23 protein-coding genes and 1 tRNA gene are annotated in these 24,396 nt (G+C 70.1%); 14 read left to right on the forward strand and 10 right to left on the reverse strand.

The annotated features are described in order from the left end of the window. Nucleotides 1-34: 34 nt before the first annotated feature. The 6 genes from ABDZ66_RS01085 to ABDZ66_RS01110 all read right to left on the reverse strand — a co-directional run bounded on the left by ABDZ66_RS01085 (nt 35) and on the right by ABDZ66_RS01110 (nt 4,942). A complete protein-coding gene (locus ABDZ66_RS01085; protein WP_343755122.1) occupies nt 35-847 on the reverse strand; it encodes an SDR family NAD(P)-dependent oxidoreductase in 813 nt (270 codons plus the stop codon). A gap of 90 nt (nt 848-937) precedes the next feature. Beyond that, a complete protein-coding gene (gene mntB / locus ABDZ66_RS01090; RefSeq protein WP_343755124.1) occupies nt 938-1,747 on the reverse strand; it encodes a manganese ABC transporter permease MntB in 810 nt (269 codons plus the stop codon). A 76-nt stretch (nt 1,748-1,823) separates the two neighbouring features. Continuing rightward, complete coding sequence (mntA, locus tag ABDZ66_RS01095; protein ID WP_343755126.1) at nt 1,824-2,546, reverse strand: manganese ABC transporter ATP-binding protein MntA; 723 nt, start codon at nt 2,544-2,546, stop codon at nt 1,824-1,826. A 104-nt stretch (nt 2,547-2,650) separates the two neighbouring features. After that, nucleotides 2,651-3,577, reverse strand: a complete 927-nt coding sequence (mntC, locus tag ABDZ66_RS01100) for a manganese ABC transporter substrate-binding protein MntC (RefSeq protein ID WP_343755128.1) — start codon at nt 3,575-3,577, stop codon at nt 2,651-2,653. Beyond that, the gene (rpmB, locus tag ABDZ66_RS01105) at nt 3,574-3,819 is read right to left on the reverse strand and encodes a 50S ribosomal protein L28 (RefSeq protein ID WP_343755130.1); all 246 of its coding nucleotides are present in this window, start codon (nt 3,817-3,819) and stop codon (nt 3,574-3,576) included. Before rpmB ends, mntC begins: the two co-directional genes overlap by 4 nt. 67 nt (nt 3,820-3,886) lie before the next feature. Then, nucleotides 3,887-4,942, reverse strand: a complete 1,056-nt coding sequence (locus tag ABDZ66_RS01110; protein WP_343755132.1) for a CobW family GTP-binding protein — start codon at nt 4,940-4,942, stop codon at nt 3,887-3,889. 31 nt (nt 4,943-4,973) lie between these two features. Here ABDZ66_RS01110 and ABDZ66_RS01115 point away from each other — a divergent pair, with 31 nt between their 5' ends. From ABDZ66_RS01115 to ABDZ66_RS01125, 3 genes are all read left to right on the forward strand, one after another. Then, complete coding sequence (locus ABDZ66_RS01115) at nt 4,974-5,495, forward strand: hypothetical protein (RefSeq protein ID WP_343755134.1); 522 nt, start codon at nt 4,974-4,976, stop codon at nt 5,493-5,495. Nucleotides 5,496-5,552: 57 nt separating this feature from the next. After that, entirely contained in the window at nt 5,553-6,536 is a 984-nt protein-coding gene (trxB, locus tag ABDZ66_RS01120) for a thioredoxin-disulfide reductase (RefSeq protein WP_343755136.1), read from the forward strand. A gap of 65 nt (nt 6,537-6,601) precedes the next feature. After that, on the forward strand, nt 6,602-7,117 hold the full coding sequence (locus tag ABDZ66_RS01125) for an HD domain-containing protein (RefSeq protein WP_343755138.1): 516 nt from the start codon (nt 6,602-6,604) through the stop codon (nt 7,115-7,117). A 221-nt stretch (nt 7,118-7,338) separates the two neighbouring features. Here the strand turns inward: ABDZ66_RS01125 and ABDZ66_RS01130 are convergent, their stop codons facing one another. Together ABDZ66_RS01130 and ABDZ66_RS01135 are read right to left on the reverse strand one after the other, a co-directional pair. Next, nucleotides 7,339-7,818, reverse strand: a complete 480-nt coding sequence (locus tag ABDZ66_RS01130; protein ID WP_343755140.1) for an FKBP-type peptidyl-prolyl cis-trans isomerase — start codon at nt 7,816-7,818, stop codon at nt 7,339-7,341. 96 nt (nt 7,819-7,914) lie between these two features. Beyond that, nucleotides 7,915-8,724: a CAP domain-containing protein gene (locus ABDZ66_RS01135; protein ID WP_343755142.1), complete on the reverse strand. Its 810-nt coding sequence runs from the start codon at nt 8,722-8,724 to the stop codon at nt 7,915-7,917. A 422-nt stretch (nt 8,725-9,146) separates the two neighbouring features. Here ABDZ66_RS01135 and ABDZ66_RS01140 point away from each other — a divergent pair, with 422 nt between their 5' ends. Beyond that, a complete protein-coding gene (locus ABDZ66_RS01140; RefSeq protein WP_343755144.1) occupies nt 9,147-10,343 on the forward strand; it encodes a molybdopterin molybdotransferase MoeA in 1,197 nt (398 codons plus the stop codon). 57 nt (nt 10,344-10,400) lie between these two features. Here the strand turns inward: ABDZ66_RS01140 and ABDZ66_RS01145 are convergent, their stop codons facing one another. After that, nucleotides 10,401-11,867: a glycoside hydrolase family 13 protein gene (locus ABDZ66_RS01145; RefSeq protein ID WP_343755146.1), complete on the reverse strand. Its 1,467-nt coding sequence runs from the start codon at nt 11,865-11,867 to the stop codon at nt 10,401-10,403. 59 nt (nt 11,868-11,926) lie between these two features. Then, nucleotides 11,927-13,234: an HD domain-containing protein gene (locus ABDZ66_RS01150; protein WP_343755148.1), complete on the reverse strand. Its 1,308-nt coding sequence runs from the start codon at nt 13,232-13,234 to the stop codon at nt 11,927-11,929. 94 nt (nt 13,235-13,328) lie between these two features. Here ABDZ66_RS01150 and ABDZ66_RS01155 point away from each other — a divergent pair. The 10 genes from ABDZ66_RS01155 to ABDZ66_RS01200 all read left to right on the forward strand — a co-directional run bounded on the left by ABDZ66_RS01155 (nt 13,329) and on the right by ABDZ66_RS01200 (nt 24,375). Continuing rightward, nucleotides 13,329-13,403 (forward strand) — tRNA-Ala (locus ABDZ66_RS01155). Nucleotides 13,404-13,552: 149 nt separating this feature from the next. Continuing rightward, nucleotides 13,553-15,415, forward strand: a complete 1,863-nt coding sequence (locus tag ABDZ66_RS01160) for a diguanylate cyclase domain-containing protein (RefSeq protein WP_343755150.1) — start codon at nt 13,553-13,555, stop codon at nt 15,413-15,415. Nucleotides 15,416-15,540: 125 nt separating this feature from the next. Then, nucleotides 15,541-16,293: a sulfite exporter TauE/SafE family protein gene (locus ABDZ66_RS01165; RefSeq protein WP_425544389.1), complete on the forward strand. Its 753-nt coding sequence runs from the start codon at nt 15,541-15,543 to the stop codon at nt 16,291-16,293. Next, nucleotides 16,290-16,574, forward strand: coding sequence for a hypothetical protein (locus ABDZ66_RS01170; RefSeq protein WP_343755152.1), 285 nt, complete (start codon nt 16,290-16,292; stop codon nt 16,572-16,574). Before ABDZ66_RS01165 ends, ABDZ66_RS01170 begins: the two co-directional genes overlap by 4 nt. A gap of 114 nt (nt 16,575-16,688) precedes the next feature. Further along, on the forward strand, nt 16,689-17,399 hold the full coding sequence (locus ABDZ66_RS01175; protein ID WP_343755154.1) for a phosphotransferase family protein: 711 nt from the start codon (nt 16,689-16,691) through the stop codon (nt 17,397-17,399). A 27-nt stretch (nt 17,400-17,426) separates the two neighbouring features. Next, on the forward strand, nt 17,427-19,772 hold the full coding sequence (locus ABDZ66_RS01180) for a 3-hydroxyacyl-CoA dehydrogenase/enoyl-CoA hydratase family protein (RefSeq protein WP_343755156.1): 2,346 nt from the start codon (nt 17,427-17,429) through the stop codon (nt 19,770-19,772). Between the two features lie 152 nt (nt 19,773-19,924). Next, the gene (locus tag ABDZ66_RS01185) at nt 19,925-21,106 is read left to right on the forward strand and encodes an alpha/beta hydrolase family protein (protein ID WP_343755158.1); all 1,182 of its coding nucleotides are present in this window, start codon (nt 19,925-19,927) and stop codon (nt 21,104-21,106) included. Nucleotides 21,107-21,108: 2 nt separating this feature from the next. Next, nucleotides 21,109-21,597: a hypothetical protein gene (locus ABDZ66_RS01190; protein WP_343755160.1), complete on the forward strand. Its 489-nt coding sequence runs from the start codon at nt 21,109-21,111 to the stop codon at nt 21,595-21,597. A 12-nt stretch (nt 21,598-21,609) separates the two neighbouring features. Further along, a complete protein-coding gene (locus ABDZ66_RS01195; RefSeq protein ID WP_343755162.1) occupies nt 21,610-22,803 on the forward strand; it encodes a thiolase family protein in 1,194 nt (397 codons plus the stop codon). A 327-nt stretch (nt 22,804-23,130) separates the two neighbouring features. Further along, entirely contained in the window at nt 23,131-24,375 is a 1,245-nt protein-coding gene (locus ABDZ66_RS01200; protein WP_343755165.1) for a cation:proton antiporter, read from the forward strand. Nucleotides 24,376-24,396: the final 21 nt, after the last annotated feature.

The following is a 24,396-nucleotide window of genomic DNA, read 5'->3' on the forward strand; positions in this document are numbered from 1 at the left end:
TCCGATCTGTTAACGAAACAAACGGCAGTCCGTATCAGCCCTCGGCGGGCACGTCCGGGAAGTTGCTGAGGGGGAAGGTGTCCACGTTCGCGCTGCGCTGCTGCACGAGCACCCCGCCGTCCACGACCACGAACTGCCCCGTCACGTACGCCGCGTCGTCCGACGCGAGGAACGCCGCCGCGCCCGTCATGTCCTCGGCCGTGCCGTAACGGCCCAGCGGCACGGTCTTCTCCCGCTGCGCGAGATCCTCGCCCGAGAGCCCGTAGGTGTTGATGAAGCCCGGTGTGATCCCGTTCACCCGCACCCCGTACGGCGCCATGTCCAGCGCCAGCGCCCGCGTGAACGCCTCCACGCCGCCCTTCGCCGCGTCGTACGACGTGAAGCCCCGGTGCGAGCGGGTCGCGCCGCCACTCGACACGTTCAGGATCACGCCGCGCCGCCGCGCCGCCATGCCCCGCGCCGCCCGGTGGCTGCACAGGAACACACTCTTCAGGTTCACGCGCAGGAACAGGTCCCACCACGCCTCGTCCGCATCCAGGAAGTGCCGCTGGTCACTCGTCAGCGCCGCGTTGTTCACGAGCACGTCCACCGGCCCCAGTTCTGCCTCGGTCGCCGCGAAGATCGCCTCCACGCCGCCCAACACGCTCACGTCGCCCGGCACGCTCAGCGCCCGCGCGCCCGCCGCCGTCAGGGCGTCCACGACCGCCTGCGCCGCCGCCGCGTTCACGTCGTTCACCGCGACCCGCGCCCCCTCTGCGGCATACCGGTGCGCCAGGGCCGCGCCGATGCCACCCCCCGCCCCCGTGATGAGCACCGTCTTCCCCGTGAACCGCTGCAAAGTCGTCATGACGCACAGGGTACGGCAGGGGAGAGGACGTCATGAAGACCGCCCCCTGCCAGATCGGAAGGGGGCGGCGTTGTGGGCAGGAGGTGCCGGTCACTCCCGCCTGCGGAACGCCAGTGCCAGCAGGAAGATGGCGGTGTTCACGAGCACGATGGTCGCGCCGGGGGCGGTGTCCTGGTAGTAGCTGAGGTACAGCCCCGTCACGCCGCCGACGGTGCCGAGCGCGGCGGCGAGGAGCATCATCTTCCTGAGGCTGCGGGCGAGGAGGCGCGCGGCGGCGCTGGACGTGATCAGCAGGCTGACGCTGAGGGTCGTCCCGACGAGCTGCACGGTCAGGACGACGACGAGGCCGATCAGGATCAGCAGCAGGCTTTCGAGGCGGCGCACGGGGAGGCCGACGGCGCGCGCCTCGGTGGGGTCGAAGGACGCGAGCAGCAGTTCCTTCTGGATGGCGGTGAGGATGCCCCCGACGACGACGGTGACGGCCAGCGCACCCCACAGGTCGGCGGGGGTGACGCCGAGGGGGTTGCCGATCAGGAAGTTGCTGAGGTCGGTGGTGAAGGTCGGGGCGCGCGACAGCATGACGATGCCGAGGGCGAACATGCCGACGAACACGATGCCGATGGCGCTGTCCTGCTTCAGGCCGCTGCGCCGCCCGATCGCGCCGATGCCGAGTGCGGTGAGGACGGCGGCGATGAGCGCCCCGACGAGCAGGTTGCCTTTCATGAGGAACGCGCCGACGATGCCGGGGAACACGGCGTGGCTCATGGCGTCCCCGATGTAGCTCAGGCCGCGCAGCACCACCCACGCGCCGACGAGGGCGCACAGGACGCTGACGAGGACCACGGCCAGCAGGGCGCGGGTGAAGAAGTCGAATTGCAGGGGGTCGGTCAGCAGGTGCAAGGGAAGCCTCGGAGGTGCGGGAGGGTGGTCAGGCCGGGTGTGTCATCCATCATCTTTCAACCATCACCCATCGACCTCACGCCTCGGCGTGAGTATGGCCCAGGAAGCTGGTGCTGAACGTCGCCTCGATGTTCTGCGTGGTGTACACCTGCTCGGGCGTGCCGTCCGCGATCACGCGGCGGTTCACGAGCACGAGGTGGTCGCACCAGCGCCGCGCCTGTTCGAGGTCATGCGTGACCATCACGACCGCGCGGCCCCTGTCGGCCTGCCGCCGCAGGAGGGCCATCAGGGTTTCCTGCGTGGCGGCGTCCACGCCGGTCAGGGGTTCGTCCAGCAGCAGCAGGTGGCCCTGACGGGCCAGCATGCGGGCCAGCAGGACCCGTTGCCGCTGCCCGCCGGACAGCGCGCCGATGTGCCGGTGCCGCAGGTCGAACACGCCGGTTTCCTTCAGGGCGTCCTCCACGATCTGACGGTCCTGCTTGCCCGGCCAGCGCAGCCAGCCCAGGCGGCCGGTGCGGCCCATCATGGCGACGTCCCAGACGGTCACGGGAAAGGCCCAGTCGAGCGTCTGCTGCTGCGGCACGTAGCTGATGCACGAGCGGGCGCTGTGGCCCTCGTCGAAGCGCACGGCGTCCGCGTGGTCCGGCAGCAGGCCCACCAGGGTTTTCAGGAGGGTGCTCTTGCCCGCGCCGTTCGGGCCGATGATCGCGCTGAACGTTCCAGACTCGAAGCGGACGCTGGCGTTCTCCAGCGCCGTCTGCGGGCCGTATTTGACTGTCAGGTTCTCGACGCCCAGCATCAGACCAGCATACCTCCCCGCGCGGTGATGTTGCGAGTGCAGAATCAAAAGCGGGAGCGGGTGGAGGCGTCCTGCGCGTCCCCACCCGCCGCCGTCTGTGACGGTCAGCCCTTCAGTGCTTTCACCATGATGTCCACGTTCGTCCGGAACGCCTTGAGGTACGTCTCGCCGCCGCTGCCCTTGGGTCCCAGGGCGTCGGTGTACAGCGCGGGGGCGATGCGGGCGCCGGTCTCGCGGGCGAGCGTCCGGGCGAGGCGGACGTTGACGGTGTTCTCGGTGAAGATGGTGCTCACCCCGGCCTTCTTCATGGTCTGGCTCAGCACGGCGAGTTCGCGGGCGCTGGGTTCCCGTTCGGTGCTCAGGCCCGGAATGACCGCCCCGATCAGGCGCAGCCCGTACCGCTCGGCGAGGTAGTGCAGGCTGTCGTGGTTCGTCACGAGGACGCGCCGCGCGGCGGGCACCGTGGCGAACTGCTCCTTCGCGTAGGCGTCGGCGGCGCTGATGGCTTTCAGGTGGGCGGCGGCGTTGTTCGCGTACGTGGCCTTCCCGGCGGGGTCGAGGCGGGTCAGGGCCGCCTGGGCGTTCTTCACGTACCCGGCGGCCAGGGTGGCGTCCCACCACGCGTGCGGGTCGAGTGCGCCGTGGTTGTCGTGCGCGTCGTGCCCGGCTTGCGCGTGGTCCTCGCCTTCCCCGGCGGGGTGCAGCTTCAGACCCGCCGTGAGTTCCTGCACCGGCACCTTGGGTGCGCTGGCTTTCAGTCGGGGCAGCCAGGGTTCCAGGCCCGCGCCGTTCGCGAACAGGGTGCGGCTGCGGGCGAGGTCGCGGATGGCGCCGGTGCTGGGCTGGAAGGTGTGGGTGTCCCCGCCGGGCGGCACGATGACGTTCACGCTGACGCGGGTGCCGCCGACGGCCTTCACGAAGTCCGCGATGATCGTGGTGGTGGCGCTGACCTGCAGGGGCGCGGCCTGCGCCGTGGGCGCGGCGCACGCGGCGAGCAGCAGCGTGGGCAGGAGGAGGTGGGGGCGCGTCACAGCAGTTCGATGCCCCGGTACGGGCCGCGGCTGAGGGTGCGCAGGGCGTTGGCGCTGAGCCAGACGGTCTTCGTGACGCCGCCCTCGCGGATGGCGCGCTTGTGGAGGTTGGCGCGCTGCACGCGTTTGGTCACGCCGGTGACCTTGCGGCCCACGCCGCCCTGTGCGCGGGCCTTGCCGCGCCGGGTGACGCTGTTCACCACGAGGTTCTTCTTGCCGGTCAGGTAGCACTCACGACTCATATTGATTTCTCCTTATCACAACTGGGGGTGGGGGGAAGGTTCACCGGCGCACGTTCCGCCGGTCCGGTCAGGCGCGCAGCGCACGGTTCAGCAGGGCGTCCAGCGCGTCCGGGTCGAGGTCGTGCCCGATGAACACCAGCTCGCTGAACGCCTCGTCCGGGCTGAGCCACTCGCCCGCCGTTTCCAGGGCCAGCTGCCGCCCGGTGTGGTTCCAAAGGGTCGCCACGCCGCCCCCCAGGTTCACCCAGCCCTTGGAGCGGATCACGTTGCGCGGCAGGCCCAGCGTCAGCGCCTCGTTCAGGCGGTCCGGGTCGAAGGGACGTTCACTGCGGAAGATGTGGGTGCCCAGGCCGTACGTCTCGGATTCCGGGGTGTGCTCCTTGTGCAGTTCGGTCATCCAGGCGTCGAGCTGGCTGGAGTGGTCGAAGTCGAACAGGCCGGTGTTCAGCAGCTCGCTGGCGGGCAGCACGCCGCGCGTGGCTTCCAGCACGCGGGCGCGCGGGTTGGTGATGCGGATCAGGTCGCGCAGTTGCCGCACGTCGTCGGGCGCGGCCAGGTCGAGTTTGTTCAGCACGACGATGTCCGCGAATTCCAGCTGCTCGGCCAGCAGTTCCCCGAAGCCACGCCCCTCGTCGTCGCCGGGGATGGTGTCCTGGCGGTTCCAGAGCGGGAAGAACTGCGCGCTGTCCACGACGGTGATCATGGCGTCCACGTGCACGCGGCCCAGCAGGTCGGGAATGGCGGGCTGGCCCTCCTCGGGTTCGATCTCCAGTTCCTCGGGGGTCAGGCAGAAGCTCTGCGCGATGGGCAGCGGCTCGCCGATGCCGGTGGATTCGATCAGGATGGCGTCCAGCTCGCGTGTTTCCAGCAGGTCGTTCACGGCGTGCAGCAGGTCGCCGCGCAGGGTGCAGCAGATGCAGCCGTTGCTCAGTTCGACTGTCTGCTCGTCGGTCTTGACGACGAGGCTGGCGTCGATGTTCACGGCGCCGAATTCGTTCACGATCACGGCGACGCGTTGGCCGTCCGTCTGGGTCAGCAGGTGGTTCAGGAGGGTGGTCTTCCCGGCGCCGAGGAAGCCGCACAGGACGGTGATGGGGACGGAACGGGAGTCAGGAGTGGACATATCCTGATAACGATATTCTATTATCAATAATATGACAAGGTTCCACACCCTCCGACGCTGCCCGCTGACCGCCCAGTTCTGGTTCCTGGGCCTCGATGCCCGTCAGGGCGACCTGACCCTGCGCGGCTTTCGCAAGCGCCCCAGCCCGCAGGGCAGCAGCCTGTACACCCTGGAGGGCCTGACCCTGCACTCTGCTGGCCTGACCCTGCTGCTGCCCGGCGAGCCGCTGCAGTTCAACCGCCGTACCCAGACCTTCACGCGCGGTGGGCGCACCGTGCCCGCACAGCAGGGCCGCCTGCACCTGCGCGCCGCGCTGCACGCCCACGAGGCCTGGATCGCCGCCCGCCACGGCCCCGCCTACCGCGAGGCACTGGTACGCCTGCACCGCCCGCCACGCCCGGTGATGGGCGCGCTGGAGCCCTGGCGGGCCTACCTGTGCGGCGGCCCTGTGGACGGGGCGGAGCTGAATCCCGCGCTGCCGCGACTGACGGGCAGCCGGGTGGCTGGTCCCGCCGCCCATCTCCCCCCCAGATCGGCCCACCCGATGCTTTAAAAAGTAAAGTGTGCGTGGCTGACCATCCGCAAAGGTGCCCGGTGGTACGCTTCACCCATGACGGGCAACACTCCCAGCACCCAGCACTACGACGTGGTCATCGTCGGCGGCGGCCCCGCCGGACTGACCGCCGCCATCTACACGGGCCGCGCCAGCCTCAGCACCCTGATCCTCGAAAAGGGCCTGCCCGGCGGCCAGATCGCCCAGACGGAAGAAGTCGAGAACTACCCCGGCTTCCCCGAACCCATCAGCGGCATGGAACTCGCCAGCCGCATGCAGCAGCAGGCCGAGAAGTTCGGCGGCAAGATCGAGATGGACGAGGTCCAGAGCATCGTCCGCGCAGGCGACGACCGTGAACACGCCTACCCCTTCACCGTCACCGGCTACAGCGGCACCTACCACGCCAAGGCCGTGATCCTCGCCACCGGCGCCAACCCCAAACGCCTGGGCGTCCCCGGCGAGCAGGACTTCTGGGGCCGCGGCGTCAGCACCTGCGCCACCTGCGACGGGTTCTTCTACCGCGGCAAGAAGGTCGTCGTGATCGGCGGAGGCGACGCCGCCGTCGAGGAAGGCCTGTTCCTGACCAAATTCGCGGACGAGGTCACGCTGATCCACCGGCGCGACACGCTGCGGGCGAACAAGGTCGCGCAGGCCCGCGCGTTCGCGAACCCCAAGATGAAATTCATCTGGGACACCGCGGTCGAGGAAATCAAGGGCGAGGACACCGTGACCGGCGTGAAACTCAGGAACCTCAAGACCGGCGAGGAGAGCGACATGAGCACCGACGGCGTGTTCATCTTCATCGGGCACACGCCGAACACCGAGTTCGTGAAGGACACGGTCAAGCTGCGCCCCGACGGGTACGTGGACGTCACGGACGAGATCTACACCAGCGTGCCGATGCTGTTCGCCGCCGGGGACGTCAGCGACTACATCTACCGCCAGCTGGGCACGTCGGTCGGCGCGGGGACGCGCGCCGCCATGAGCGCCGAACGCGCCCTGGCCGCCCTGGAACTCGAAACCGAAACCGCAGCGGATTAAGAACGCCTCAGCCCAGCGGGACGCCCGGCCACCACCGGAGCGTCCCGCTCGCTTATGCTCGGCACATGCCTCACCGCACCTTCATGAGCCGCCTGCGCCGCAAGGCCAACGGGTACGCGGCCAAGGTGCGCCGCCTCCTGCGCAGCCTGCGCGCCAGCGACGCCCACCCCGACGACCCCTGGGCCCAGACCCACCTGACCCCCGAGGAGGCGCGCATCTACCGCGCCATGGACCCCCGCGACCGCGAACACGCCTGCCGCGTCACCCGCCACCTGCTGCGCGACCACCCCCAGGTGCCCGCCGAACTGATCGCTGCGGCGCTCCTGCACGACTGCGGCAAGAGCCTGCGTCCCTACTGGCTGTGGGAGCGGGTGCTGGTCGGCCTGATCCCGAACCGCCTGTCCCGGATCCTGCCGCCCGTCGGGGCCATCGGGATCCGCGCGCACCACCCGGAACTCGGGGCCCGCCTGCTGGCCCACGCCGGCGCCCGGCCCCGCGTGGCGCGACTCGTCGCCCGCCACCACCATCCGGGCGGCGATCCGGACGCCGCGCTGCTGCACCTCTACGACGATCAGGAATAGGCCGCCCGGGGCACACGGACAGCGCCGCCTCTCCCAGGTGGGGAAGGCGGCGCCGGTTCAGGAAGTCAGGCTCCCCGGTGCGGATTATATGGACTGCCGTTTGTTTCGTTCACAGATCGGTGGTGTTCCGATCTGTGAACTCCACGTCCGGAGGGGCGGTTTGCTCCTCCTCGCTTCGCTCGGATTGAACGGCTTACAAAGCCATTCAATCGGAGTCCGTATTACTCGTGGTCGTGCTGGCCGTCGGCGTGCGCGTGACCGTGCTCGAGTTCCTCGGGCGTGGCGTCACGGACAGCCAGGACGGTCACGTCGAAGTCCAGGACCATGCCGGCCAGCGGCGGGTTGAAATCAACCTTCACGTTGTCGCCGTCCACGTCCATCACGGTGAAAGGAATGACGCTGCCGTCCTCGGCCTGCGCGTAGTACGTTTCGCCGACCTCGATGTCATCCTCGAAGTCCTCGCGCGAGAGGCTCTCGACGTTCTCCTCGTCACGCGGGCCGTAGCCGTCCTCGGGCTGCACCGTCACCTGCAGGCTCTCGCCGGCCCCCTTGCCTTCCAGCGCCGCTTCCAGCCCCGGGATGATGTTGCTGTGCCCGTGCAGGTACACCAGCGGCTCACCGGGTTCGCTCTGATCGACGATCTCGCCGTTCACCGTGAGTTTGTAATCGAGTTCAACAACCTTGTCCTGGGTAATGTTCATGCGGTCTCCATTTCCCCGTCCGTCCCTGGAGGTCAGGGAACGCCGGACAGGTTCTGCTGCCCAAGGAGTGTACCCTCTCGGCGCGGCCGGCAACCGTTACCGCACCCGGAAAGCCCACCCGACCCGCCCGGCGGACGTGTCGAAATCCACCTGCACCCGGTCCCCCGCCCGCAGCGGCGCGTGGGGCAGCAGCACCCCCGCCCCCTGCGCCGCGAGGACACCCCGCCCGGCCCGCGTGTCCCCCTCCGACGCCCCCCGGAAGGACCCGGCGCTCAGCAGGCAGGCGGGCGCGGCCCGCCCGTTGACCTGCAGGGCCGCGCCGCGCACCGTGACGCCCGGCCCCATCAGGAGCGCGATGGGAGCGCCCGCCTCCTTCAGGCCGCAGTGCACCAGCGGGTCCGGCCACTCGGACGCCGACGCGCCCGCCGGGTCCACCGTCAGGTCCAGGCCCGCCTCCGGGCCGGGGTGGCGCACGGGGTACGGGCCGGCTCCCTGAGCCTGTGCCTGCCGCGCCTCCAGTCCCCGCCGGACATCCAGCACGGCCGCCGACCGGAACGCCCCGCCCGCATCGTGCGCCTCCCCGAACGCCACGCGGGTCAGGCGCGGGTCCAGCAGCTGCGGCAGGTGAAACGCGCCCCCCACCCAGTACGACAGCGCCCGCCGCAGGTCACTGTCCGGCTGTGACGACACGAAGTAATGTCCCGGCGCGCAGGTCTCGCCCGCCGACGAGCGGTGGGGACTGGCGGGGTCCTCGCGGTGCTCGGCGCGGTCGGCCCGCACCAGGTAGCGCGCGTGCGCCGCGCAACCCGCCTCCCAGTCCGGTTCGGCCTGCACCGCGCCCACGCCCGCCCCGGCCCGCAGGCGGTTCAGCAGGGCCAGCGTCCCGGCGGCCGGCGTCCCCGCCACGGGTGTTCCTGCAACGGGTGTGGGGGCCGCTGGTTCCGGCGCACGCCCGGGCGGGGCCGGGTCGGGGCGGACAGAAGCGGGTGGCACCGGGGCAGGCAGGCGGGCAGGGGCAGGTGAGGGTGCCGTCGGCAGGGGTGCCGCCAGCGGGGCAGATGGGGCCGCGCCGGCCGGTGGGGCCCCAGCGGGCGTGGCTGATCCGGGCGCGGGTGGGCCCGCGCTGGGCTGCTGTCCAGGCATCCGCTGTCCGGGCAGCCACCCGGCCGCCCGCAGGCCCGCCCACGCCAGCGCCAGCAGCGCCAGCAGCCAGATCAGCGCCCACGCGGCCCGCCGCGCCGCCCACCGCCAGGAAAAACCGTCCATGAATGCCTCATGGTACGGACGCCCGCACGCCCGCAGGCCCGCCCGACCCCTATCCTGCCTTCATGACTGCGCCGCTCCCCCCGTTCCCCATGCACGTCAGCGTGCAGGAGGCCCGCACCCTGCTGGCCGCGCTGCTTCCCGACCGCCGCACCGAGACCCTGCCGCTCGCGCAGGCCGCCGGGCGGACCCTGGCCGGCGACCTGCGCGCCCTGGTCAGCCACCCCAGCGCCACCGAGAGCGCCCTGGACGGCATCGCCGCCCGCGAGGCCGACACGCTGGGCGCTGCGCCGCATACCCCGGTGCGCCTGCACGTGACCGGCGAGAGCCGCGCCGGGGTGCCCTTTACCGGCATGGTCGGCGCGGGCGAGTGCGTGCGCATCTACACGGGCGCGCCCCTGCCGCCCGGCGCGGACGCCATCTGCCCGGTCGAACAGCTGCTCGACGACGGCCCGGACGGCGTGCTGCTGCGCCGCCCCGCCAGTCCCGGCGACGTGCGCCACGAGGGCGGCGACTTCCGCACCGGCGAGGTCGTCATGACCGCCGGACTGCCCCTGACCGCTCCCCGGCTGGCGCTGGCCGCCGCGCTCGGGCACCCGCAGGTGCCGGTCCTCGCGCCGCTGCGCGTGGCGCTGCTGTCCACCGGCGACGAGGTCGTCCCGCCCGGTCAGCCCCTCACGGCCGGGCAGGTGTACGACAGCAACTCCGTGGGCCTGCGCGCCATGCTGATCGAGGCCGGGTGCGAGGTCATTCCCCTCGGGCACGCCCCGGACAGCCCCGAGGCCCTCCAGGCCGCCATCGACCGCGCGGGCGGCGCGGACGTCCTGCTGACCAGCGGCGGCGTCAGCATGGGCCGGTACGACTTCATGCGCGACCTGCTGATCGAGCAGGGCCGCGTGAGCTTCTGGAAGGTCCGCATGCGCCCCGGCGGTCCCGCCATCCTGGGCGGCTGGAACGGCCTGCCCGTCTTCGGCCTGCCCGGCAACCCGGTCAGCAGCCTCGTGGTGTTCCACGTGATCGTCCGGCCCGCCCTGACCGGCCAGCCCCCGCAGACGCTGCGCCTGCGCGCCGCCACGCCCTTCCGCGCCCTGCCCGACAAGACCGCCTTCTGGCGCGCGTCCATTCAGGACGGCCGGGTCAGCGATTACGGCCAGCAGGGCAGCGGCATCCTGCGCTCTCTCAGCGAGGCCGGGGCGCTCGTCATTGTGCCCGAAGGCCAGCCCGTCGCGGCGGGCGATGACGTGGACGTGATCCTGCTGTAATGGAGGCGGGGCGGGCGAGGCAGGGCGCAGTGAACCGCCTCCCACGCTCCGCGTCCCTTACTCCAGCGGCACCAGCACCAGCGCGCCGCGTGCCGGGACGCTCAGGGGCGTGTCGGCGGTCAGGGTCAGGGTGCGCCCCGTCAGGACGTCGCGGTACTGGCCGGGCGTGACCCCCGTGACCGGCAGGTGCGCCTCTTGCTGCGCGGCGTTCAGGGCGATGTGCGCGTTGCCGGCCTCGTGGCGGCGCACGAAGACCACGCCCTCGCCCTGGGCGTGCGTGACCTCGAAGGTGCCGCGCGTCAGGGCCGGCACGCTGCGGCGCGCGGCGATCAGGGTGCGGGTCAGGGTCAGGGTGTCCCCATCCCAGTCCTGCTCGTCCCAGGGGAACGCGCGGCGGCAGTCGGGGTCGGGACCGCCGGGCAGGCCGATCTCGTCACCGTAGTAGATGCAGGGCGCGCCCACGTACGTCATCTGGAACACGGTCGCCAGCCGGTACGCGGTCGCGTCGCCGCCCACGGCCGTCAGGAAGCGGGCCGTGTCGTGCGAGTCGAGCAGGTTCAGCTGCGCCCGCACGATCTCCGGGTGGTACATGTTCTTCACCTCGGTCATGCGGGCCGCGAACACCTCGGCGGTCATGGGGTCCACGCGGCCCGTGCCGCTGCGTTCGTTCATGGGGTGGTCCAGCGTGCGCGCCCCGAAGAACGCCAGACACGGGCGCGTGAAGTGGTAGTTCATGACCGCGTCGAACTGGTCGCCCTGCAACCAGCGGTGCGCGTCGCCCCAGATCTCCCCGACGATGTACGCCTCGGGATTCACGGCCTTCACGCGGCGGCGGAACTCCTGCCAGAACGAGTCGTCGTCGATCTCGTTCGGCACGTCCAGCCGCCAGCCGTCGATCCCGAACCGCATCCAGTACTCGGCCACGTCCCACAGGAAGTCCCGCACGGCCGGGTTGGCGGTATTGAACTTCGGCAGGGCGCGGTTCCCCCACCACGCGGCGTAATTGGCGGGGCGGGTGTCGTCGTACGGTTGCAGCGGCCAGCCGTCCACGTGGAACCAGTCGCGGTACGCGCTCGCCTCGCCCTGCTCCAGCAGGTCGTTGAACTGGAAGAACCCCCGGCTGGAGTGGTTGAACACGCCGTCCAGCACCACCCGGATGCCGCGCGCGTGCGCCTCGTCGATCAGGGTGCGCAGCGCGTCGTTGCCTCCCAGCATGGGGTCCACCTGGTAGTAGTCGTGCGTGTGGTAGCGGTGGTTGCTGGCCGACTGGAACACCGGGCAGAAGTAGATGGCGTTCACCCCCAGACCCTGGATGTGATCCAGCCGCTCGACGACACCCCACAGGTCGCCGCCCATGTACTTGTGGAAGTGCGGCGTGTCACCCCAGGGTTGCAGGTTCAGACCCGTCACGCGGCCCGAGCGGGCGAAGCGGTCGGGGAAGATCTGGTAGAACACCGCGTCCGCCACCCAGTCGGGCGTGATGGGATGCGTGTCGCGGGAATGGTCGGGGCGCTGCGGATTCATCTCTGCGGCAGCATAGCGGGGATTGACTGGCAGTCCCCTGACAGCGGCGTGGTCCGCGGTCAGGATGCAGGGGTCCGCTCTGCCCAGTCCCGCAGGAAGGTCCGCGCCCCGTCCGGCGTGGTCACCTCGCCCAGCGCGGCCGCCTCGGCCAGGGCGCGCGCCGCCATGCCCACGCGCGGCCCCGGCGGGACGCCCAGCAGCGCCATGATCTCCTGCCCGTCCAGCAGCGGTGGCGGGGGCGTGGGCTGCTCCTCCAGCGCCGCCAGCACCCGCTCGAAGCCCCGCGCGTACGCCCGCCGGGACGCCTCGCTGCTCGACGGGCCGCGCGCCGCCTCCCGGTCCGCCAGCATCAGGGACAGCAGGTCCGGCAGCAGCTCCCGCCGCCGGTGCACGAAGCGCCGCGCCTCCCGCTCCGTCGCCGGGAGGGGCAGCATGTGCGCCCCCACCAGCGCCGACACCCGCCGCACATCGTCCCCCGGCAGTTTCAGGCGGGTCAGGATCCCGGCACTCAGCTCGGCCCCCACCCGCTCGTGCCCGTGAAACGACACGCGGCCCGTCACGGGGTCCACGGCGCGCGTGCGGGCCTTGCCCACATCGTGCAGCAGCGCCGCCCAGCGCAGCGTCAGCGGCGCGTCCGCTTGCCGCGCCAGCAACTGATGCAGCGCCTCCAGACTGTGCCCGAACACGTCCAGGTGATGAAAGCCTCCCTGCGCCACCCCCAGCCCCTCACGCAATTCCGGGACGGTCAGGACCAGCAGGCCCAGGTCCTCCAGGCGAGCCACTCCCCGCGCCGCGTCCGGCGACCCCAGCAGCGCGTGCAACTCATCCCGCACCCGCTCCCAGGCCGGCATGGGCAGGCGGCCCGCACCCAGGTCCACGGCCACCTCCCGCACCGCCGCCTCCGTGCCCACCTCCAGCCGGAAGCCCAGCGTGCCCTCGAAGCGCGCCGCCCGCCACGCCCGCAACGGATCCGCGCGCAGGTTCTCCCGCGACACCATCCTGAGCCGCCGCGAGCGCAGGTCCGCGCGGCCACCCGCCGGGTCCAGCACCCGCCCGTCCGCCCACACGCCCAGCGCATTCACCGTGAAATCCCGCCGCAGCAGGTCCGCCGTCACATCAATCGGCAGCGGCACCAGATCATGCTGAACGCCGCCCGGCGCACTCACCCGCCAGTACCCCCGCTCCACGTCCAGCGGGAACGCCGCCCCGCCCGACACCCGCGCCAGCCCCCGCGCCGCGCCCGCCGGGTCCGGCACCGCCCAGTCGAAATCCTTCGCCGGCACCCCCCGCAACCAGTCACGCGCCGCGCCGCCCACCAGCAACGCCCCAGGCGGGAAATCAGGCAGAGGTGCGCGGCGACCGAACATCCCCCCATGCTACCCACCCGCCGCCGCCCACGCCTGCGCCATCTGGCCCACACTTGCCAAACCCCCGGCAAGCTGGTACAGTTCACGGCGCTGAGGGGGCTTAGCTCAGCGGGAGAGCATCCGCTTTGCAAGCGGAGGGTCTGGGGTTCGAATCCCCAAGCCTCCACCAAACACAGGGAAGGGCCAGGAGCGTTCTGCTTCCGGCCCTTCCCCTTTGCCGCCGGGACGCGTGCAGGCCGGCACGCCTGCCCTTCAGACTGTGCAGGTGTCAGACGGATGTGTGGTGGTATTCCCTAGGGTGCGGGTGGTTGTGACCTGATGAAGAACCGCCCCTCCCTTCCCTGGCTGTTCGCGCCGCTGCTCGTGCTGGCGGGCGTGTACACGGGGCTGCTGGCGTGGGGTGCGCTGACCGGAGTGAACCTGCACCTTGAACTGCTGTACGGGGCGGTGCCGGTGGCGGCGGTGCTGGCGGTCGGGCAGGCCTGGACGCAGGGACGCCCGCAGGGGCATGGGGGCCTGAACCTGAGCGGCGGGAATGTCAGACGGACCCCGTCTGTTTCGTTCACACGCCGGGACAGCGCCGGGTTACCAACGCCACGTCCGGCAGTCCCCTGGGCTCGCCGCCCTGCGAGTCGCGTGCGCCCGGAGGGAACGGTGCTGGCCCCGCATTCCACCGAGGTCCGTATCATACGGACTCCGATTGAATGGCTTACAAAGCCGTTCAATCCGAGCGAAGCGAGGAGGAGCTGGGCGGGTTCCGGACGTGGAGTTGACAGATCGGTGGTGTTCCGATCTGTTAACGAAACAAACGGAATCCGTATCAGTGGCCGCCTGGGCTGGGCGCTGCTGAGCCTGCTGGCCCTGGCGGCGGCCGAGGTGGCGTACGTGCTGCTGTTCGATCTGCCGGGCGTTGACGCCCCGGACGTGTCGTTCGTGGACGGCCTGTACTACCTGTACTACCTGGGGCTGCTGGGTGTGCTGTGGATGGACCGCGCGGCCGGATCGAACCCGGGGACGCGGCTGTCACGCGGGGTGCTGGGTGGGTGGCTGCTGGACAGCCTGATCACGGTGGTCGTGGTGGGCGAGGTGTCGTGGGTGCTGGCCGTGTCGCCGCTGCTGCAGGATTCGGGGGCGTCGGTGGTGTTCAAGGCGGTCAGCGCGTCGTACGTGCTGCTGGACCTGCTGCTCCTGGCGGCGGGCCTGCTGCTGCTGCGTCGTCCGCTGGAACCGGCGCGGCTGCCGCTGCTGCTGGGGCTGCTGGTGTACGTCGGGGCGGACTTCGCGTACCTGCTGCTGGGGGAACACTACCAGCCTGCGGGCCTGCTGGACGCCCTGTGGACGTGGGGAACGGTGGGGCAGGCGGCCGGTGTGACCCTGCTGTCCCGTCCGCGGCAGGCAGACCGGGCAGGGGAGGATCCGCTGCCCGGCGGGTGGTCCGACACGCTGCTGCGGGCGCTGCCATACGGGGCGGTCGCCATGGCGTGCGCGCTGCTGGTCGTGCGGGGCGGAACAGGTGACCTGACCGGGCGCGGCGTGACGTGGTTCACGGTCGCGGTGCTGCTGCTGGTGCTGCTGCGGCAGAGGCAGGCGTTCGTCGAGACGACCCGCCTGAACTGCCAGCTGACCGAGCAGGCCGCCGAACTGAGACGCAGCCGCGACGAGATGGAGCACCTGGCCACCCACGACGGTCTGACCGGACTGCTGAACCGGCACGGGTTCTACCGGCTGCTGCGTGAGGCGGCGCCCGACACGGAACTGACGATCCTGATGATCGACCTGGACGGATTCAAGCCCGTGAACGACACCTTCGGGCACGCGGCGGGTGATCTGGTGCTGCGCGAGGTGAGCGCGCGCCTGCGGGTGCTGGCGGGGCCGTCGTTCGTTCCAGCGCGGCTGGGCGGTGACGAGTTCGCGCTGGTCAGCCTCTGCCCGCAGCGCTTGGAGGCGGCGGCGCAGCGGGCGGCGAGGGTGGTGCAGCGGCTGGGGGAGCCGTACGACGTGCCGGGCGGATCGGCGCGGCTGGGCGCGTCGGTCGGGGTGGCCGCGCAGGTGGCGCAGGACGGGGAGACGCTGCTGCAGCAGGCGGACGCGGCGCTGTACCGCGCCAAGCGGGCGGGCGGGGGCCGCCTGGAGGTGGCGGCGGTCACGGCCCGCACCCCGGGATGGACACCGGCCGGCTGAGCGTGACGTCCGGCGCGGCGCGGGCGTTGAGGTGCAGGGGCGGCGCGGGCGTTGAGGTGCAGGGGCGGCCGCAGCGTGAAATACGCTAGGTTCGGGTGCATGAGGCGTTCGTGATCAGCGCGATGATGGTGGCCGTGATCGGCGTGGGCCTGCTGGCCGGGGTGCTGGGTGCCATCCTGGGACTGGGCGGCGGCGTGGTGGTCGTCCCGGCCCTGGAGTTCGTGCTGCCGCACTTCGGGCGGGACATCACGATCGCGCAGGCGGTGGCGGTCAGTCAGATCGGGGTGCTGGCGGTCGGTCTGAGCGGCGCGGCCAGTTACCTGCGGCAGGGGCTGGTGCGCGCCCGGACCGGGTACCTGCTCTCGCCGTACACGATCGTGGGTGGGGCGGCCGGGAGTTTCCTGGGCCTGATCCTGCCGGCGCGGGCGGTGGCGACGGTGTTCGCGCTGCTGCTGCTGTACTCCGCGTACAACCTGCTGAGGGGCCTGAAACGGGTGGAGGTCGAGCGCCCCCCCAGTCGCCTCGTGCCGCCCGCCATGACGTTCGCGGGGGTCATGAGCGGTCTGCTGGGCATCGGCGGGGGCACCGTGCAGGTGCCGGTGCTGAACCTGCTGGCGGGCGTGCCGATCCGGCAGGCGATTGCCACGAGTACCTTCATCATGGGCCTGACGGCCGTGGGGAACGCGCTGGTGTACCAGGCGGGCGGCCTGCTGGACATTCCGCTGGCGGCCGGGATCGCGCTGGGCGTGCTGATCGGCGCGCGGGCCGGGGCGACCCTGCAGAGCCGCATTCCGGCGGCGCAGCTGAAGTTGTTCTTCAGCCTGCTGCTGATCTTCACGGCCGGGCAGCTGCTGTGGAAGTACTGGGGGCAGGCGTGAGTGCGCCGCTGCCCCCGCAGAAGCCGGACACCGAACTGGCGGGGCTGCCCGCGTGGCTGTACCCGCTGGGCTTCTGGGTGGGCGTGGCCCTGCTGGCGGTGGGCGTGCTGCTGCCCGCGTACGCGTGGGTGGGTGTGGTGTGGATCGCGTCGGTGCCGGTCCTGGCGGCCGTGTGGGTGGCGCTGGCCGGGTGGCGCGTGGACCGCCGCCTGAGCGTGGCCGCGCTTCTGGCGCTGGCGGGGCTGGCGCTGGTGTTCGGGGTCAAGCAGTTCATCGGGTAGCCCGTGTGGCCCTGCTTGCGGGCCGTATGGTGCAATGAGCGGGTGAACTGACTGGAGCTCCCGGCCCTGAGCGCGGCGCAGGTCGCGGCACTGCTGCCGGACGCACCAGATGGCGTGGCGTGGCGCAGTGTGCAGTGGCTGGGCATGGGCAGTGATCACCACGCCTTCGCGCTGGACCGTGCGCGCGTGCTGCGCCTGCCCCGCTGGCCGGGTGAGGGAGAGGCGCTGCGCCGCGAGGCCCGGCTGCTGGCGTGGCTGGCCCCCCGGCTGGGTGGCGCGGCGCTGCCGGAGGTGCTGCACCTGGGGACCGCCTCGCCGCTGGCCCCGGAGGGCTTCAGCGTGGCGCGGCGTGTGCCGGGTCGGTCGGGTCTGGGGGGCTCGCTGACCGATCCGGCCGCCCTGGGGGGTGCGCTGGTGCGCTGGCTGGCGGATCTGCACGCCCTGAACCCGCAGGGGTCGGGGCTGGAACTGGACCTTGACCCGTCCGGGCACGACTGGCGGGACGCCGCACTGAACGATCTGGAGGCAGCGGCGGGGGCAGGGGTGCTGCCGGACCTCCGGAAGGCCGTGCCGGTGCCCATCCACGGGGATTTCGCGGCCGAGCACGTCTCCCTGGACAGGCAGGGTCGGCTCTCGGGGGTGCTGGACTGGTCGGACGCGGCGCTGGGCGATCTGGCGCGGGATCGGGCGGGCCTGATCCACTGGGGGGACGCGGCGCTGCTGGCGGCGGCCCGCGTACCTGCGGGCGGGACGGCGCGCGCTGGACGGGCTGCGGGTGTGGTGGACAAACGCCCCGACCCCGCCGTAAACTTGAACCGAGTCTAATTTTAAGTGAGCCCCTCAGGAGGTCGCATGAAGATACAGAAAGCTGCCGTTATCGGCGCGGGCGTGATGGGTGCCGCCATCGCCGCGCAACTCGCCAACGCCGGGATTCCCGTGATGCTGCTGGACATCGTCCTGCCGGACAACCCCGACCGGAACTTCCTGGCCAAGAGCGGCATCCAGCGCGCCCTCAAAGCCCGCCCCGCCGCCTTCATGGACCCCGCCCGCGCCGCCCTGATCACGCCCGGCAACCTCGAAGACAACCTCAAGGACCTCAAGGACGCCGACTGGATCCTCGAGGCGATCATCGAGAAACTCGACGCCAAACGCAGCCTCTGGGAACGCGTCGAGAAGGTCGCCAAGAAGACCGCCATCATCTCCAGCAACTCCAGCGGCATCCCCATGCACCTCCAGATCGAGGGCCGCAGCGAGGACTTCCAGCGCCGCTTCGTGGGCGCGCACTTCTTCAACCCGCCCCGCTACCTGCACCTGCTGGAAGTCATCCCCACCCCCAAGACCGACCCCAAGGTCACCGAGACCTTCAGCGCCTTCGCGCAGACCACCCTCGGCAAGGGCGTCGTCGTCGCGAACGACGTGCCGGGCTTCGTCGCCAACCGCATCGGCGTGTACGGCATCGTCCGCGCCATGGACCACATGGTCAAGGCCGGACTGACCCCCGCACAGGTCGACCAGCTGACCGGCCCCGCGCTGGGCCGCGCCTCGTCAGCCACCTTCCGCACCGCCGACCTCTCGGGCCTGGACATCATCTACCACGTCGCCAGCGACCTCGGTAAGGCCACCCCCGACGACGAGGACTTTACCCTCACGCCCGCCTTCCGCACCCTCGTCGAGGAGAAGAAGATGCTGGGCGACAAGACCGGCAGCGGCTTCTACAAGAAAACCAAAGGCGCAGACGGCAAGACCAAGATCCTGAACCTGAACCTCGACACCTTCGAGTACGAGGACCAGGGCCGCGTCAAGGTCGCCGCCGTGGACGCCATCAAGGGCCGCCCCCTGGCCGAGCGCGTGAAAGCCCTGTACGCCGCCGAAGGCAAGGAAGGCGAGTTCCTGCGCGGCGTCATGAACGACGGCTTCTGGTACGCCGCCAAGATGGCCGGCAACGTCAGCAACCGCCTCCAGGACATCGACAACGCCCTCAAGTGGGGCTTCGGCTGGGAACAGGGTCCCTTCGAGACGATGGACACCCTGGGCGTGCAGACCGTCATCGCCAACCTGGAAGCCGAGGGCCGCACCCTGCCCCCCCTGCTGGCCGCCATGAAAGAGTCCGGCCGGGACGCCTTCTACGCGGGCGACGAGACCGTCACCCCCGAAGGCCAGCCCACGAAGTACGAGGCGCCGTACTTCATCCTCACCGACCTGAAAAAAGACGCCACCAAGGTCATCAAGAAACGCGCCGGAGCCAGCGTCATCGACCTCGGCGACGGCGTGCTGCTGGCCGAATGGCACGCCAAGATGAACGCCCTCGGCGAGGACCAGCTGCGCACCGTGCAGGACGCCCACAAGCTCGTGCAGGACATGGGCTACGCAGGTCTCGTCATCGGCAACCAGGGCGAGAACTTCAGCGCCGGAGCGAACCTCCCCCTGATCCTCGCGCAGGCCCAGGCTGAAGAATGGGACGAACTGGACGACATGATCAAACAGTTCCAGCAGGTCACCACCAGTCTGCGCTTCAGCCCCCACCCCACCGTCGCCGCGCCCTTCGGCCTGACCCTCGGTGGCGGCGCAGAATTCACGCTGCACGCCGACCACGTCGTCGCCAGCGCCGAACTGTACATGGGCCTCGTCGAAGTCGGCGTCGGCCTCATCCCCGGCGGCGGCGGCACCAAGGAAATGCTCCTGCGCTTCACCGACATGCAGCAGCCCGGCCAGCGCCTCGGCGCGACCCTGCTGCCCGCCGTGCAACGCGCCTTCGAACTCATCGGCACCGCCAAGGTGAGCACCAGCGCCCTCGAAGCCCGCAACCTCGGCTTCCTGCGCGACACCGACACCGTCGCCATGAACAAGAACCACATCCTGCAGGACGCCAAACGCCAGGTCCTCGCCTTGGCCCCCGGCTACGTGCAACCCACCCCCCGCCAGGACATCCCCGTCATGGGCGACGCCGCCATCGGCGCCATCAAGAGCGCCCTGCACGGCATGCACGAAGGCGGCTACATCACCGACTACGACCTCGTCGTCAGCGAACAGCTCGCCCGCGTCCTGTCCGGCGGCACCGGCAACAACCGCGCGGCCAAAGTCAGCGAAGGGCACCTCCTCGACCTCGAACGCGAAGCCTTCCTCACCCTCCTAGGGAAGAAAGGCACCCAGCAACGCATCGAGCACATGCTCAAGACCGGCAAACCGCTCAGGAACTGAGCCCCACCTCTCCCTCCCCCTTCAGGGGGGAGGTGCCCCGCAGGGGCGGAGGGGGTGAGTCAGCAGCGCTGCGGGCCACCCCCACCCGGCCTCCCCCCTGAAAGGGGAGGAGCAAGTCACCTCCGCCCCGCGCCTTCTGCAAGGATGACCCCATGACCCGCCTGACCGACCGACTCCTGAACGTCCGTAAACGCCGCGCCCTCGGCTGGGCCGCCCTGGCCTACGCCGGGGTGGTGCTGGCGGGTGCATTCCTGGGGGCGGAGATCACGTTGCGTAGCAAGACGCGCCGCGTGAAGGGCGTGATCGTGCCGGTGGGTCGGCGGGGGAACAGTGTGTTCCTGCCGGCCAGCAGCGAGACGCTCTCGCGTGGTCCGATCGGGATCGTGCCGCTGCTCCCGAACAAGGGGCACGCGGTGCTGGGCGAGCGGCAGGTCGTGGGCACCCTCGTGCGCCGCCCGGTGCAGGAGGAACGTGGCGTGCTGCCCAACGGGGCGCTCGCGTGGGCCAGTACGTTCGTGTACAACGGCACGCCCGCGCAACTGGGCGTGGCGTTCGAGCACACGGCCGTTCACACGCCGCTGGGTGACATGCCCGCGTGGCACATTCCGCCCAGTGGGGACGTGCCGGGCCGTGCGGACACGCTGGTGATCGTCATTCACGGTCACGGGGGTCAGCGCGCCCAGGCGTTGCGGATGCTTCCGGCGCTTCAGCGCACCGGGTCCGCCAGCCTGTTCGTCACGTTCCGCAACGCGCACGGCGCTCCGGCCTCCCCGCAGGGATACCTGACGCTGGGCGACCAGGAAGCCGAGGACGTGCTGGCCGCGCTGCACTGGGCCAGAGACGCCGGGTACAAACGGGCCGTGCTGTACGGATTCTCGATGGGCGGCAACATCGCCCTGAGCGTCCTGCGGCAAAAGCACCGTCCGTACCCGCTGCCGATCCTGGGCGTCATGCTGGACTGCCCCGCGCTGGACTGGCGGGACACCATCCGCTCGCAGGGCGTCCGCTTTGGCATTCCGAACTTCATGGCGCGGCACGTGGCCCGCTTCGTCGAACGGATCGTCACGCGCCGCAGCGGTCAGGACTTCGACACCGTCGACCAGATCGCCGCCGCGCCCACCTTCGACGTGCCCATGATCCTGTGGCACGGCACCCGCGACCGCACCATCCCCGTCGAGCAGGCCGACCGTCTGGCCGCCGCCCGCCCCGACCTCATCGAATACCACCGCGTGGAAGGCGGCAAGCACATCCGCGTGTGGAACATCGACCCCGAACAGTACGACGCCCAGCTCGAAACCTTCATCGCCCGCGTGGTGCCGGAGGTAGAAGCGTGAGTATGTTCGTAGCCGTTCAGGTCATTTCCATTGAGTGGGGCAAGGCGGCCAGAGGAGGAGAGATGGCCACTCGGCGCGTTCAGGCGATAGGTCGCTTTGAGCGTTCGTTGCCTTTCCCCAAGCCGAAGACTGTTGCCATGATTCAACGTGTGGGGCTCTCAGATTGGGATGGATTTGAGAAGGCAGCTGAGCGCGTTTCCGAATACGAATCGTTAGATTCAGCCAATCCGCCGGAGCTGTACTTCGATCTTGACCATCGGGGACTTCAGGTCCAGGCTCATTCACCCCACCCGTCTGGAATGGAAAAGCCTATTCTTCTGAATCTCAATGAAACAGCCCGGTTTGAATGGAATGGGCGGATTGTATACGAGGAAACCTGGAGATACAGCCAGACCAGAGTCAATGTCGCGCTAACGGAGCGGCCTGTGCAAGCCAGTTTGTTTCAAAAGCCACCTACTTACGAAATTTCAAACCTCTCTCAGCTCTACTAAGGAGTAACCCTAATGCGTGACGCTGTTATTGTTTCTGCTGTTCGGACGCCCGTTGGGCGTGGTATCAAGGGCACCCTGGCGAACACCCGCCCTGATGATCTGGCGGCGCTGGTGCTGAACGAGGCCGTGAAGCGTGCCGGGATCGACGCGGCGCTGGTCGAGGACGTGTACTTCGGGTGCGCGATCCCCGAGGCCGAGCAGGGTCTGAACATCGCGCGTCTGGCGGCGCTGCGTGCCGGGATGCCGGACAGCGTGGGTGGTGTGACCATCAACCGTTTCTGCTCCAGTGGGTTGCAGACGATTGCGATGGCGGCGGCCGCCATTCAGACCGGTCAGGCGGACGTGATGCTGGCGGGCGGCGTGGAGAGCATGAGCATGCTGCCCATGAGCGGCCACAACCCCAGCCCGAACCTGGACCTCGTGGACGCCCGGCCCGGCGCGTACATCGGCATGGGCATGACGGCCGAGAACGTCGCCGCGAAGTACGGCATCAGCCGTGAGGATCAGGATGCGTTCGCGTTCCGCAGCCACCAGCGGGCGGCGGCGGCGCAGGACGCCGGGAAGTTCGATGCCGAGATCGTGCCTGTGCCGGTGCGCGTGGACAAACTGAAGGGCACGAAGATGAAGTCCGAGACCATCAACTTCGACAGGGACGAACTGATCCGCCGGGACGCGAACCTCGCGGACATGGCGAAGGTCCGCCCCGCGTTCAAGGCGACCGGTTCGGTCAGCGCGGCGAACAGCAGCCCGTTCAGTGACGGCGCGGCCGCCGTGCTGATCATGAGCGCCGAGAAGGCGCAGGAGCTGGGCCTGAAACCCCTGGCGAAGTTCGTGGGCTTCGCAGTGGCGGGCGTGGAGCCCGAACTGATGGGCATCGGCCCCGTGAAGGCCGTGCCGAAGGTGCTGGCGCAGACCGGCCTGACCCTGGACGACATTGACCTGATCGAACTGAACGAGGCGTTCGCCGCGCAGTCCCTGGCCGTCGCGCGGGAACTGGGCCTGAACCAGGAGATCATGAACGTCAACGGCGGCGCGATCGCCCTGGGCCACCCGCTGGGGTGCAGCGGCGCGAAGCTCGCCACGACCGCCATCTACGAACTGCAGCGCCGTGGGGGCGGGAAGGCCCTGATCACCATGTGCATCGGCGGGGGCATGGGTGCCGCCGGGATCATTGAGGTGTACGGCGCGCAGCAGGCCGCCGACTGACCGCAGCATTCAACGGCAGTGGTTGAGGGTGCAGTCGAGGGGCGCGCTGTTGGCTCCTTGATGGAACTGGAACCCTGAACGTACGTGTGGCAGGGTGCCCGCCGGGAAGGGAGCGCCCTGCTTCACGTACATATGTTCATGTGCCGTTAAGCATCCGGGCTGGAGGGCCGATCTGGCTTTAACATGTAAAGCAAGTTCGTCGCTTCCGTGCGGCGGGGTGCGGTTCCCATAAACCGCTCGGGTGGAGTCAGGTCAGGTTGGCCTGACTCCATGTCGTTTTGTTCCGCCTGTCGTGTGTTGACTGTGGGCTGTCTGGAGGTGATGGTGATGATCAAGGGAATGCGTGTGTGGTTGCCGGTGGTGACCCTGTGTTCGGGAAGTGCGCTGGCCGCGAATTCGGCGGGAACGGCGGACCTGCTGTTCGGGCTGTTCTGGGTCGTGCTGGCCGCGGCGGTGTTCGGGACGGTTGCCTCGAAACTGGGCGTGCCGGCGGTGGTGGGGCAGGTGCTGGCCGGAATCCTGATCGGGCCGAGCGTCCTGAGTCTGGTCCGACCGGACGAGTTCCTGCTCAGTCTCGCGGAACTGGGGGCGGTGTTCCTGCTGTTCATGGTGGGTCTCGAAACCCGTTTCCGTGACCTGCTGGCCGTGGGGAAGGAGGCGCTGCTGGTGGCGGTGCTGGGCATCGTGATTCCGCTGGCGCTGGGCTTCGGTTTCGGTCTGTGGCAGGGGCAGGAGAACGTCAGTGCGCTGTTCGTGGGGACGGCCCTGGTGGCCACGTCGGTGGGCATCACCGCCAAGGTCTTGCAGGAGATGGGCGTGCTGGACGCCCGGTTCGCGCAGGTGATCCTGGGCGCGGCCGTCATCGACGACATCCTGGGCCTGACCCTGCTGGCGGTCGTGAGCGGCCTGGGTGCCGGGGAGAGCATGAGTGCCGCGCAGGTGGGCCTGATCCTGGGCCTCAGCGTGGGCTTCGTGGCGCTGGTGCTGGCGGTGGGCATCCCGCTGATCCGCCGCTTCCAGCCCCGGCTGCAGAACCTGAGCCTGTCGCGCATGTTCAACGTGGCGATCGTGGTGGGCCTGGGCGTGGCCGCCCTGAGTACCGTGGCGGGCCTCGCGCCGATCATCGGGGCGTTCCTGGCGGGCATGGTGCTGGCCGAGGTGAAGGACGAGGTGGAATTCGAGTCGAAGGTACACGCCCTGGAGTCCTTCCTGGCGCCGGTGTTCTTCGTGGTCGTCGGGCTGCAGCTGGACCTGAGCGTGCTGGGCACGCCCACCGTGATCGTCGCGGGCCTGATCCTGACGGTGCTGGCCGTGATCGGTAAGGTCGCGGGCGGCCTGCTGGGTGCGCGCAGCATGGGCGGGCAGCAGGCGCTGCTGGTCGGCGTGGGCATGGTCCCGCGCGGCGAGGTCGGCCTGATCGTCGCCAGCCTGGGCCTGAGTGCCGGGATCATCAATGCGAACGTGTACGCCGAGGTCCTGCTGATGGTGCTGCTCACGACCGTCCTGGCCCCGCTGGCCCTGCGGGTCCTGGCCCGCCGGGCCGGACCGGAAGCCACAGCCGCGAAAGCCTGAGCGAAGCCCGGCCCGTGCGGT

Origin of the sequence: Deinococcus depolymerans (assembly GCF_039522025.1) — a bacterium.
GTDB classification, from domain to species: Bacteria; Deinococcota; Deinococci; order Deinococcales; family Deinococcaceae; genus Deinococcus; species Deinococcus depolymerans.